This is a genomic window from Porifericola rhodea (genome assembly GCF_030506305.1).
GTDB lineage: Bacteria > Bacteroidota > Bacteroidia > Cytophagales > Cyclobacteriaceae > Catalinimonas > Catalinimonas rhodea.
This window is the reverse complement of the sequence record NZ_CP119421.1, coordinates 3,745,473-3,759,359: the sequence shown is the minus strand read 5'-3', so window position 1 is coordinate 3,759,359 and position 13,887 is coordinate 3,745,473. Positions and strand designations below refer to the sequence as shown.

Annotated in this window: 6 protein-coding genes; 1 reads left to right on the top strand and 5 read right to left on the bottom strand. The window is 40.5% G+C overall.

Going from position 1 to position 13,887, the window contains the following annotated elements:
• Nucleotides 1-90: 90 nt before the first annotated feature.
• Complete coding sequence (locus PZB74_RS15495; protein WP_302237676.1) at nt 91-5,601, bottom strand: M6 family metalloprotease domain-containing protein; 5,511 nt, start codon at nt 5,599-5,601, stop codon at nt 91-93.
• Between the two features lie 625 nt (nt 5,602-6,226).
• On the opposite strand from PZB74_RS15495, the gene msrA reads away from it, so the two are divergent.
• Complete coding sequence (gene msrA / locus PZB74_RS15490; protein ID WP_302237673.1) at nt 6,227-6,904, top strand: peptide-methionine (S)-S-oxide reductase MsrA; 678 nt, start codon at nt 6,227-6,229, stop codon at nt 6,902-6,904.
• A 30-nt stretch (nt 6,905-6,934) separates the two neighbouring features.
• Here the strand turns inward: msrA and PZB74_RS15485 are convergent, their stop codons facing one another.
• From PZB74_RS15485 to PZB74_RS15470, 4 genes are all read right to left on the bottom strand, one after another.
• Nucleotides 6,935-7,507 carry a hypothetical protein gene (locus tag PZB74_RS15485; RefSeq protein ID WP_302237671.1) on the bottom strand — a complete coding sequence of 191 codons (573 nt, stop codon included), beginning with the start codon at nt 7,505-7,507 and terminating at the stop codon, nt 6,935-6,937.
• 334 nt (nt 7,508-7,841) lie between these two features.
• Nucleotides 7,842-8,135 (bottom strand): RNA-binding regulator, encoded by a 294-nt coding sequence (gene rbp / locus PZB74_RS15480; protein ID WP_302237669.1) that lies wholly within the window; start codon nt 8,133-8,135, stop codon nt 7,842-7,844.
• 595 nt (nt 8,136-8,730) lie between these two features.
• Nucleotides 8,731-10,215, bottom strand: a complete 1,485-nt coding sequence (locus PZB74_RS15475; protein ID WP_302237667.1) for a SusD/RagB family nutrient-binding outer membrane lipoprotein — start codon at nt 10,213-10,215, stop codon at nt 8,731-8,733.
• A gap of 32 nt (nt 10,216-10,247) precedes the next feature.
• On the bottom strand, nt 10,248-13,589 hold the full coding sequence (locus tag PZB74_RS15470; RefSeq protein WP_302237665.1) for a SusC/RagA family TonB-linked outer membrane protein: 3,342 nt from the start codon (nt 13,587-13,589) through the stop codon (nt 10,248-10,250).
• Nucleotides 13,590-13,887 lie beyond the last annotated feature (298 nt).

Below are 13,887 nucleotides of genomic sequence, written 5' to 3'. Positions count from 1 at the left end.
CTATGAGTAGTAAAAGATTATAAAGCTACTTCACTAATTCTAAGAATTAAGCCAGAGTAGACTAAATTTTTAACGTATTCTATAACCTACTTATCTTTTGATTAGGCGATAGTGATGTACCTGGCCTTTTTCCTCTACACTTAAGAGGTAAACTCCGGAAGCATGATTACTCAGATCAACTGATTCAATTATGTTACTTTTCAATAGATAGATTAGCTTGCCCTGAGCATTGTGAATACTAAGTGTTCTACTTTTGTCAAAACCCTTTAGCTCAATATTAAAAGCACCATCACTGGGGTTGGGATACACATTGATACTTTTGTCCAGATCATCGTTGATGGCTGTAACCTTATCGGCGGCCATTATTTTACTTACCGGCTCTGCCGACAGGTAATTGTCATTACCATTTTGGATAGCCTGTACTTTTACATCCTCAGATCCGAGAACGAATAAAGTATCTCCTTTAAATTCAGCTTCGCCTTCCACAATCTCGTAGCTTACTGCTAAATCAGCATTACTACTAGCCTGAAGCAGATAAACTCCTTCTCTGATTTTTTCAGTATTAAATACAATCTGCTGGGTTGCTTTAGCGATACTAAAATTTAAAACAACGGTATCACTCGGAGCATACGTAGCGTTACCTTTCTGGTACACTTTAATAGTGACACTACCTGCCCCCTTTATTGCAACTGTTGTGTTAGAAATACTGACCGGTCCGCTATGTTCAATTGACAAAGGAAGGTCAGAAGTGGTATCTATGTTTAAGTCAAATGCTTCATCACCATAGGTTCTATCTTCAATAGCTTCCACACTCAAAGATTGAGTAAGTCTGGCCTGTGGATAAACCGTAAATATAATCTGCTTTACTGGCGCTGCGGCATAAAGTGCATCCCCTTGCTGACAGGCCTCTATCTTTACTTCTCCTTCGCCTAAGATTGTAACAAAATTTCCATTAAGCTCTACATTGCCCGAAATTAATTTGTAAGTAATGGGCAGTCCGCTTTCACTGGTAGCTTGCAGGCTAATTTGTTCATCTCCAACTTTTACATCTCCAATAGGTGCCAGCTCAATAGTTTGCGGCGCTTTAACGACATAAATACTTCGCAATACCGGAGTTGCGGCATTGTAGTCAGTGTCGCCCTCTTGCAACATCTCTATACTCACCTCGCCCGCTGCAGTAAAGCTAAGCGTATTACCATTGATTGAAGCAGGGCCACTAACATTGATGACAGGCTCCAGTCCGCTACTTACTGTCCAGTTTAGCTCTACTTCATCCAGCACACTTACCGTATCAGGTAAAGATTTTAGTACAATAGTCTGCGCTGCCTTGGCTGTGGATGTCACATAAAACTCCTGAAGAACAGCTTCAGCAGCTTTGTAATTTTCGGTTCCGGGGTGTGATGCTTCAATCACAACTTTTCCGGTATTGCTTACGGTAAGCACTTTACCTTCGTTAATGGTAGCATTACCCTCAATTACCTTAAGCACAGGTTCTAAACCTTCTACGCTACTAAAAGCCTCCAGAGTATAAGGAAAGTCTTCAATGTCACGGTTCAGGATTTTATCAAAATAAACGACCTGATCTGCTTTTTCTACCGTAAAGCTTCTTCTTATAGCTTCTGCTTTCTCATAATTTGAATTCCCAAGTTGTAAGGCTTCCAGTACAATATCTCCCGCTGTTTTGACGATAAGTTCTCCCTCATTTATTTCTGCATCTCCTGATACTACTCTCAGGCTTACAGGCAGGTCTGATGAAGCACTAGCATTTAAAGCCAAAGGCTCTTCACCGTAAACCTGATCGGCTATTTCATCAAAACTTATGGTTTGGCTGGCTTTGGCTACATTAAAGGTGATGGTGGTGGCTGGAGCGGAGAGATAATTATCATTACCTTCCTGGCTAGCTTGTATGCTTACCTTACCCGCGCCTTCCAGACTTACGATATCATTGTTCAGACTTACATTACCTTCACTTACACTAAGTAAAACAGGTAAACTGCTGCTGGCTTTTACTTCCAGTTTAAAGTTCTCATCGCCATACACTTTATCAGCTACAACTACTTTCTCAATGTTTTGAGAAGCACGTTTAATGGTAAATGAAATTTCCTGTTGCGCGGCATGGTAAGTAGCGTTTCCTTCCTGCGAAACTTTAATTTTAGCTTCACCCGCTCCAGTAATTGTCACCTTATTACCTTCCACACTGATGGGCCCATCAACTCTGCTGTAGCTAAGAGGCAGGTTAGAGCTAGCCGTAGCGCTTAGTTCAAATGGATCATCACCAAAAGTTTTTTCCGCGATAAGCGGCACATTGATAGTCTGCTGCTGTTTTGACTTAAGCTTAAGCTCAAAACCTTCAATTTCCAGCGTAAGTCCTGGCAGCTCAGTATTGGTAACTTTACAGATATAAGACCCCACATGGGCCTGGGCAAAATTATTAATCTGCAAGCCAGCATTCTGCGTGTTGGTTGCATTTTTACCATTTTGAAGCCACACAAACCGGTTGCTGTTTAGTTGATGCTCTTCGCCTAGTTCAATACTGGCAGTAGCACCTTCCAGTATTGTCTGCTCTTCGTTCAGACTAATAATTTTTTGGGGGCTAAAGCGTTGTGCAGCATTATTACCGCTCGCAGTGATGAAAGCCTTATTTTTAAGAAGGTCACGAAAAGTCAATTTATTGGACTGACACCATAGCTTCATGTTAGAAGAAGAAGCTGAAGTGTCCACCAACTTATCCATTGCATTAATATTGTTGCTAGCTATATTCACTAATTCTGATGCCCTCAGAGCGGGTAGTTTGCCTTCCAACTGATTATTGCTCAGGTCTAGTTGATTAAAATTAATTTTGCTTAAAGAGCTACTGATGGTACCTGTCAGAAGATTGTTGTTGAGCTCCAGCTTCAATGAGTTATTTGTACTTCGGTTTACTGTTTTAGGTAGTTCCCCCGCAATAAGGTTGTTGCTCAGATCTATTTCGTTAAGAGTATTAGAGCTAAAGAAATTCTCTGGTAATGCACTTAGCTTGTTTTTTTCTAGCAATAAAGATTTTAAAGCAGGCAAATTAATTAACTCGGCAGGTAACTTACCACTTATCTGATTATCGTTTAGCTCAAAGTGCTCTAATAGCCATAGCCCCTCTAAGTTTTCAGGTATGCTCCCGCTAAGGCTGTTTTTGCTTAATACCAGTTTGTTAAGTTTGCTCAGTCTGTTCAGACTTGATGGGATTCCTCCACTTAGCCCAGCATTAGAAATCTCAAGTTGCTCCAGATTGCTTAGCTTATCAAAATTAGTTGGTAGTTGAGCATTTAGCTTAACATCTTTAAGCACCAGCTTTTTAAGTTTATTAAGTTGGCTAATGTTTTCAAGAAACGAACCGGTGAGCTCATCTTCCTGTATGGTAATTTCCTCCAGTTTGCTAAGCTGGTTTAAGCTATTACTTATATTGCCGCTGAGCTTGTTATTTATCAAGGTTAGAGAACGGAGTTCACTCAAAAGGTAAAACTCTTCAGGAAAACTCTTCTCCAGACCAGCTTCCACAAACTCAAGCTTAGTTACTCTTCCGTTTTCTACAGTTACACCTTCCCAGGTACTAACCGGAGCGCTCAGCCATCTGCTCTTTTTGCTCCATTTAGCACCAGACATCTGCTGATACATGGCTACCAGACCTAAGGAGTCCTGGCTGCTCACCTTATCTTCTATTTTGATATCAAAATCATAAGGATTGGTCTGCCCACTCACCTCTCCCCAGTGAATCAATACTTTTTGTCCTTTCTCCAGGTATTTGATGCGCATGGCTGTATGCTTGCCATTTTCGTTTTGGGATGAGGCCTGAGCCAGCGGCGTATTATTATTACAGGCAGTAAATACTTCGCCCATAGTAGGTCTTCCCGCATTTTTGGTATCTACTATCAAGCTACCAGTTCTGGGCATGGTAAACTCAAACCAGGCAGAAGACCCGTTTGCTTTATTTTTTCCATCAAAAGCAATAAGAGTATTGTCACAGGTGGTTCCGCTATTTACAAATTTACGGTTATGAACAAAGCTGATTGAACCATCTGTATTCTCTTTAATATCTTCAATACTGATACCAGTTTCGGTTGAGCTATTAAGGTCAAAATAGCTTTCTGTAGTAGGGCTTGTAAATACACTAAACGAAGTCTGTTTACTACTACCCGGATATAAATCACCATCGTCTGCACGGTTTCTCATATTATCCAGGTCAAAATTACCGTCAGCCTCTTCCAGGTCTACTCCCTTTAAGTCAACATCTCCATTAACTGCATTGTAACTGGGATACTCATCCGTTTTGTCGGTATTAATATGCCAGACAGCAAGACCTGTACCCCTTAATTCGCGATCAAAGCCATCTCTCTGGCGATTTTCCAGCAGAAAATATTCCTTATCTCTGCCAGTGTTAATTTTATAAATTACATCTTCTTTACTGGCAGCGGGCAATTTAAATTTTCCGTAGCTTTCTGTTATATCTAGAGGTTTAACCCAGCCTAGCTTTTCTTTACTCCATGCACTTAAAGAAGCGGGATAATCTTCTGAGCCTAACCAACCGCCGGTACCCATTACCCCCCACTCTCCTATTCCATTGCTATTACCGTTATAAGACTCTGTATCGTACAAGTCTGGCAGGCCAAGAAGGTGACCAAACTCATGGCAGAAAATGCCTATGCCTACTGTATTGTCAAACCAGGAAGAAGTTCTGATTTCGGGAAATACCGCGTAATCAAAAATGAATGTATTATCATGAAATTCAAAAGGTATAGTCCAGCGATGAGACCAGATATAATCATTCCGTCCTCCTTCTTCTGCCCCCGGGCCAGAGTGGATAACCATTACAGCGTCAGCATCTCCATCGTTATCGTTATCGTACTGGCTAAAATCTACCCCGGTATCTTCTGCTGCCTGAATAGCTTCTTTTACCAACTCTCTGGTACGTCTGTTACCATTTGCATAGCCATAATATTCGTAGTTTTTGGATGCCTTTACCCAACCTACCACTTCTACCTCTATGTCTAACTGTCCATAGCTGTTATCCTGAAAATATTGTTTAAAAGAGGGGTTACCGTTGATTCCACTATTTAAAAGTCTTGAGAATGTTTCTACACTTTTAGTATGCGGCAGATCAGGGTAATCTATGCAGATTGCGAGTAGTTTAACCTTACCTTTAGAGGGTACCGCTGGTATAGCTGCATTACTACTGCTTAATGGTGCAAAACTTTGCTTGTTGTGGACATGACTCCTCTCTTCCTGAGGCTTTAAGTGCTTAGCAATACCTATCATGCCACGCATCTCCTGCATGCTCCTGTTTGCAGGGTCAGTAGCTATTTTTCCGCTACCAACCAATTTGTTGTTACGCAGCTCAGCATATTCATAATATCCCTCATCATTTTTAATGACTGTATAACCATCTAAAGTTTCTGCCCAATGTACATGGTCGTTTCCTCTGGCAATAATCTGTAGGGTTTGACCATTCGGCTGGACTACACGTACCGCATAGGGTGCCGGTGGGTAGGCATGGGGATGATCCTGGGAAAATGATGGGAAGGTCAACACTAACAAAAAAGCTACAAGCCAACCTCTATTAAAATGTCTCATACGAATGCTTTAAGCACATGGTAACTTTTAATAAATGTATGACAATTCTCAATAAAAATATGAAGATTTTAACCAATTTCTGTAGCTGCTTTACACTGACTAACAAATAGCATTTAACGGAAATTCAATCTTCATCATACATTGTGAAGTACCAGTTAAAAAAGTTTTGTGATTTTAATATAAAAGTAAGTTAATTAAAAGAAATAAAGTTTTTTATTGTGTTTTGCTAATATAATAATTTTCACACTAGGAAAAATCACGAAAATATACCTGAGATATAGTATATATTTCTGGGGTAAAATCTCACAGATAGTCCTTAAAAAAGTTGAGTTCCCTTATAAACCTTACATTGAAAGATGGATTTCTCTTAAACAAAACTCTTTAATCCTGAGCCAAAAGTTTTCTTTTTTACCGTTTTTGGATAATAATGATGCAGCAGCTTTTTCTTACATCCAAATCTTGCAGTATTAGTTGTATGTATAATTTTTTGTGTAGGTACATATTTTTTGTTTAGCAGGATTGGTAGGGTAGCTGACATAAAGCAACTTTTTTCTACCCCTTCTGTTTAAAATCTAAACACGATGCTCTATTCTGTTAGAGTTATTTTTGACTAAAATCAAGACTAATGAAATATTTACCCCTATTACTTTCAGCTTTTTTAATGATTGCCTGCGCCAGCAACCCTCAGGCTCAGGGCGACATACAAGCATCCAGCTATACGGTAGAGCCTGCTAAGCTGAGCCCGAAAGAAAAGGAAAATTTAGCAGTAGCTACCTTTGCCGGAGGCTGTTTTTGGTGTACCGAAGCTGTCTTTGAGCAAGTAAAAGGAGTGAAAAGTGTAGTGTCTGGATATGCTGGAGGTAGCAAGGCTAATCCTACATACAAAGAAGTAGCCGCCGGTAAAACTGATTATGCAGAAAGTATTCAGATATATTTTGATGAGGAGGAAATCTCTTACCAGGAACTGCTAGAAATTTTCTTCGGAACTCATGACCCTACCCAGCTAAACCGCCAGGGACCGGACGTTGGGAAACAATATCGTTCGGAGGTTTTTTATCATAGCGATAAACAAAAGCAGGAGGTAGAACAATACATGCAAAAGTTATCTGCTTCAGGCAAATACGATGATCCTATTGTGACCCAGGTAAGTGCATTTGAAAAGTTTTATGATGCTGAAGATTATCATCAGAACTATTATGAACACAATCCAGACAACCCCTACATTATCAATGTGGCAGAGCCTAAAATTAGTAAATTCAAAAAGAACTATAGCCAATATCTAAAAGACGACATTAAAAGTTAAGGCTTTAACCGGACATATCGTCCGGTTTTTTTATTCTATATCCAGATTATCATTACTACGTTTTACAGCCTCTCTAATTTTTACTTCACTATCTAATTTGCGGGGTGAGGTCTGCATCAGGTCTTTTCGGATAAACACACTTAACTCGCTTAGCTCTTCTAACAATCCATCTATATCATCATCGTTAATACTATCTTTTAAAGCCAGTCTGGCAAAACACTGAGAAAAACTGTTGAAAGCTATAAGCACTTCTTCACTACCAATAAAAGTCAGTTTTTGGTTGAGCAAACGGATTTCTATCATGTCTTCTTCCAGCACCTTCTTTTTAGAAATGATGTCTTGTAGCTGATCAATAAGCTCCGTATAGGTTTTCATTTTAAGCTCCAGAAACATCACGTTTTCTTCTTTACGTAGTTCTGCTCCGGTCTGCCTTTTTAACAATATACTGGTTAGTAGTACGGTGATAGATACACCAATTAGTGCAGCAAAGAGCTCAAAAGTAATTGGGTGCTCACTTTGTTGGAGTACAGTTCTGAATAGTAAGTAAGCAAAGCATGCCGCTACGCCAATAGAGATAATGAGTGGTATGGTACTTTTTCGCATAGTAGACTGGCCCTTATTCAATAAGCCACAAACAGTTAGAATCAGTTAAAAAAAACCTGCCTGCTTTCACTCAGACATTGTTTTAAAATACCCATTTAACCGTGTTCAGCCTTGCATTGTTGGCAGAAGGTTTAACTTTTAAGCAATAAGGGAGGGTGCTACGATCAGGTAGTGTAGTAGTAGCTGGAGTACGCCAGTTAGAAACGAGCGATTTAAAAAAAAGTAATAGCTAGCCGATTATCCAATAAAAAAGAAAAAAGACCTGATAACCAATGGCTTAAAAAGAAAAAGCAGGCCAAATTGACCTGCTTCTGATACGATGATCTATAGTGAATTAGTAACGTTGATTGCTAAACCTACGACCGCCACCGCCATTTCCACCTTCAGTTCTAGGACGAGCTTTGTTAACTTTTATAGATCTTCCTTGAAGCTCAACACCATCAAGTTCCTCGATAGCGGTTAGGGCGTCATTTTCGTCAGGCATTTCTACAAAACCAAAGCCTCTAGACTGACCAGTTTCGCGGTCACTGATAACTTTAGCAGAAGCTACCTCTCCATACTCTTCAAATAATTCTCTTAGATTTTCGTCTTGAATCTTATAGTTAAGATTCGCTACATAAATGTTCATGATACTGAAATTAATAAATAAGCACTATTTAGACAGGAAGTATAGAGGGTGAGTAAAATTTGGTTTGAATAATACACATCACAGCCATAAATCCTGGCTAAAACAAATGTACGCCTTTTTCTCAGACTTTTGCTAAGTGAGTCAATTATTTTTAAACTAATTTTCACAAACCTAAAAAAAGGGCTTAATTTGGCTGTATTCGCACTTTTACAAGCAAATTTATTTTGAAAAACAGCTAAAATAGATATCTCTTTAGAGGGAAAACGATAGCTTATTTTACAGTGCTATGTATTTGTACTTAATAAAATTACAGGAAAATAGTACCCATGAAAAAATGAAGATGTAAGGGGTAAAAGCATTAGATTTTCCAGCTATTTCATATTGATAAATCTTCACTCTTCTTTTTGATAAAATTGTTTTCAAAATGAAATACCCAAGACAGTCGTCGGTTTGGGTAATAATTTAAAGTTTGGACTGCTATATAATATTAAAGTAGCTGACTTTTTGGCATTTAAGTAAGTCCTCTTTTTCTAAAATTAAAAAAGCGCCACTTCTGTTTAAGATAATGGCGCTTCTCAAATATATTAGTCATTGGTTATTCTTCCAGTAACCACATCTTAGTATTAATATTATCTGCCCCCTGCGAGCTTATCGCATCCTGATAGTTATCGTTGTTCAGGTTTTGCTCCTGTCCAGGATAGATAAATCTGACTGGTATTCTGTCATTGTTTTCGTTATTAGGTGTAGGCTCTAGTTTAGGGTAGCCAGTTCTGCGCCAGTCAAACCAGGCTTCCAACCCGCTAAAGTATAATGCCAACCACTTTTGCTCTCCAATACGCTCTAGTTTGTTTTCGGCCTGGGCAAAATCAACTTCCGCCTGTGCGTAGTATTCTTCAAATGAGCGAATAAGTGTACCATCAGCCGCTGTGTATGGCAGACTCACACCCCAGTAGTTCATATTACTTTCTACCCCACTTTTATAATACTCTTCAGCCTCACCGCTTATCCAGTCTTTTTGCGCAGCCTCTGCCAAAATAAATTGTGTTTCTGCATTGGTCATGATTATACCATCGGCTTTGTCGGCGACAGTCTGATGACCAGGGTAGTCGTAGAAAATGTAGCCTAATCTGGATTTCTGATCAGCATCTCCACTCCCATTTGCCAAACCTTCATAAACAGCATTCTCAGGATTGTCAAGAGGCGCATTTTCTGGGCGAGCATAAACAGTCAGCCGGGGATCGTTCAGCTCTTTTAGAACTTCTACTGCTCTGGCTCCAATATTTACCGCATCAAAGTCACCTGTTTTTAACGGTATAAGAGGAAACTGATTAGGAAAAGCGTTTAGATACTCAAGCACAGCATTATCTTCATAGGTCTGCATGTAGATACCGCTATTTACTATTTGCTGTATTCCTTCTCTGGCCAATGTAGGTTGCTGATCTGAAATACGCATAAGCAGACGCAACCTAAGTGAGTTGGCGAACTTCTGCCATTTAGCAATGTCTCCGCTATATAGTATATCTCCTTCTACGCTCTGGCCGGCAGTATTCAGCAAGCTGCTGGCTCTCTCCAGATTAGCCAGTAGGCCACCCTCTCCCAGGTAGATATCTTCCTGAGCATCGTACTGAGGAAAATTGATATCACGATCAGCGGCAATTGCATTGTAGTACGGAATATCTCCGTAAGCATCGGTTAGTACTGAAAAAATCCAGCTTTTCATGATCAAGGCAATGGCCTCATAGTTTTGATGTTCCTCTGCCTTGGCTATTTCTTCCAGAGCTACCACATTGCGCAGGCTCTCGTACATTGGAAACCAGGTAATGTTAGCGAAAGCATTCCAGTTGTAGATATCTACCTCCACCCTAAGGGTTTTAGCAGTAAGCTGCATAATATTGTTACCTACCAGATAGCTTTGGTCTACAGATGCATTTACAGCTGAGCGAATGATCTGAGGAAGGATGGCACTGGGGGCTACCTCTTCCGGCTGGTTGGGGTTAGTATTGACATCATCAAAGCCTTCATCACAGGCACCAACCAATACCAGTAAAGCTATTATTCCTATATATTGTAGTATCTTCATGATCTTTTTCTCGTTTTTTGTTGGCTTCGTATTTACAGACGAACATTAATATTAAACCCGAAGCTACGTGTAGAAGGTAGCTGTGTGCTTTCAAAACCCTGTATAATTCTTCCGTTACGGATAGAGTAAGCCTCCGGATCTATGGTGGGCACATCGGTAAATAGCAGCAGATTTCTTCCTACTAAAGATACGGTGGCTGATTGAAGACCGATGCGATCTGTAAACGAATTGGGTAGATTGTATGATAACACAACTTCTCTTAGCTTTACCCATGTGTTTTCAAAAGTACCGGTAGTAATAATATCGCGATTAAAAATATTGTTGTAATAACGGTAGATATAATCGCGAGTAGCTACTGCTTCATCATTAGGCACATATTCTGGGTTTTCTGCTGTACCTACATTTTTGACTCCCGGGCCAACAAAGCTACCTTCATCTACCAGAGATCCCCAGATATAGTTTCCGTTTTCATCTAGAGGAGGATTGCCATTTGCATCGTATTGTAGAGGTTCATGCTCTACACGGCCTTCCAGTATGCTTCCAATTTTTTCATCGTCTTTATTAGTGATAGCACCTCCACTTACCAGCATGGTATGCGTACGGCTAAAGATTTTACCACCTACTCTTCCGTCAAACAGGAAGCTCAGATTAAAGCTTTTGTAAGTAAATCTGTTAGACAGGCCAAAGGTAAAGTCAGGCTGGTAGGTTCCGGCACTCACTTTTTCTGTGCCTACCAATGGAATACCATTTTCGTGAATAACCTGCCCTTTATAAGGACCTTCTTCTACTCTCTGAAGATCCAGACCCACCAACTGCCCCATAGGTTCGCCTACTCGGGCTTCTAAAGAAAGATCCTGCCCTCCATCTCCGGGGTACATATCGGGTGCAATCTGGTAATTAGAGATTCCTTCTGCCAAAGAAACTACCTCACTTCTGTTACGAGCAAAGTTTAAGGATACATCCCAGTTGAGTCCGGCATTAGTTTGTAAAGGCGTAGCACGTAACATCAGCTCTATACCCTTATTTTCAATTTCACCGGCATTCAGTAGGCGGGCAGCATAGCCCGTGGTTTGAGCTAGCGGTACTTGTAGAATCTGATCTTTACTGCTTATATAATAGTAAGTGAAATCTAACCCTACGCGATCGTTGAAAAACCTCAGATCAGTGCCCAGTTCATAAGTAGAAGTGGTCTCGGGCTTCAGCTCAGGATTACGTAGCAATGCACTTTTGTTGGCTACCGGCTGTCCGCCCCATATGTTACCAAACTCATACACATTCGCAATATTGTACGGGTCAGTGTCGCCGCCGACCTGGGCATAGCCTGCTCTGATTTTAGCAAAGGCTAATGGTGATGAAGGCGAAATATTAACCATATCGGAGATTACCGCACTTAATGCAACGGATGGATAGAAGTAGGAATTGTTATCGGTAGGCAAGGTACTAGACCAGTCATTTCTGGCAGTAAGGTCCAGAAAGATCATATTCTGGTAAGCGATATTGGCCAGACCAAATACACTATTAATTCTTTTCTCCTGATCAAACTGATCGGTAATTACATTGCCTCTTGCATTGCCCAGATTAAACAGGCCCGGAATAGTTAAGCCAGGGGCGTAATTGCTGGTTGTAGAGCTTAGCTGCTTCATCTGGTTACCTCCTACTGATACCTCATAGGTAAAATTGTTCTCAGTAACTTCTCCTCCACTATAAGTCAATAATAGCTCCTGGTTAGTCTCCCGGAAATATAGCTCGTCTTCACGGTAGCTTCCTTGTTCTTCAGGAGTACCTCGTGTAGATACCGCACGGCGAAACTGGCGGCTTTCATTGTTGACATCTCCACTGGTACGGAAGCGTATTTTCAGATCATCTGTAATATCATAGATCAGATTTAAGTTACCGATAAAACGACGACGCTGATAGCTGTTTGTATTCTCATTGACAAGGAAATAAGGATTGTTTGTCCACAAAGACTCGTGGTTTCTTTGCCTTACATCTTCTACTTCCCAATAATCTTCCAACTCAGAGATGGGTAGGTTTCTGGGGTACCACAGCCACCCATACATAATAGATGATGATTCATCATAACCCGCATTGGGTACATTGCCTGACTCCCCATCTATGTAAAATATGTTTCCTCTTACACTTAGCTTGTCTGCGATACGGGTTCCGGCACTGCTAAAGAAAGTATTACGGTTTAGGTCTGTATTAGGTACTATCCCCTGCTGGTTCAGGTTAGTATAAGAAAGGCGAAAGTCTGCTTCATCTTTATTGTAATTCAGGGCAATATTGTTGGTGAATGTTCTACCTGTACGGAAAAAGTTTTTGATATTGTCTGATGAGGGGGTAAAAGGTATAGGCTCACCGTCTGATCCAAATTGCCTTACTAAGCGCCCATCCATAGGAGGTCCCCAGCTTTCGCCAAATGCGTCGTAGCTTCCGCTATATTGTGTCCCGTTTACATAGTCACGCTTACCGTAACCCCCACCTCCATATTCGTTCTGATAGTCTGGCCAGCGCAGCACAGTCTGTATTGAAGTATTAGAGTTTACCTCTAAGCCGAGACCTTCTGCTTTTTTACCGGTTTTGGTAGTAATCAACACTACGCCATTAGCGGCACGTGTACCGTAAAGAGCAGCTGCCGTAGGGCCTTTAAGCACACTTATTTCTGCAATATCATCCGGGTTAATTAGACTGGCAGCATTTCCAAAGTCAATGGTTGTAGAACCATTCAGCCCATCGCCAGGACTGTTTAGCCCATTGGTTATGGGTAGACCATTTACAACAAACAGAGGTTGGTTATTGCCGGATAATGAGGATTGCCCACGAATAGTGATGTTAGAAGAAGCTGTTGGTCCCGAAGAACTTCCTGAAATATTGACACCGGCTACTTTTCCCGCCAGTGAGTTGATTACATTAGTTTCGCGCGCCTGGGTGATGTCCTCTCCACTTACTTTTTGTACAGTGTAGCCCAGAGACTTACTCTCACGCTCTACGCCCAGAGCAGTAACTACCACTTCAGAAAGCTGCTTGGTATCTTCGCTCAGCTTTACATTGATAGTACTTTTGCTATCTATTTTACGAGACACCGTTTGATACCCTATAAATGAGAAGTCCAGTATATCCTGAGCAGAATTAGCTTTTAGCCGATATTCACCATTAATATCGGTCACGGTTCCCTGGCTGGTACCTTTGATTACCACAGAAACACCGATAAGGGCTTCTCCACTTTTTGCGTCAGTTACTTTACCGTTTACTACTACCTCCTGCGCTACTGCCACAATTTGTAAAAGTGATAGCAGGGCTGTAAAAAAAACAATTCTTAGTAAACGAAAACGATAGAAATGGCAATGCCACAGTGCAGTAAATGTACTGTTCATATTATATTTTTTTGATGTAAAATGTATACTGTTTTATGCAGCTTGTATTATAAAAAAAACAGATTATGTACTATCTGAAGAATGCTTAACGTAGTATGTCGGAGTAGCAATGAGGCACAGTACCAGATTATAAACCCTAAAAAAACTCCGGTAAACTGAGGTAGCTAAAGGTTGTTTTGAGGCTGCAAAAGTATAAAGCATTGTTTTATATGTCAACTAAATACGCTGATACGTTAACTAAAGAGGGGTTTATTATCCGACTTAACTATTTTAGGGTAGGTTTAATAATATGTATTTT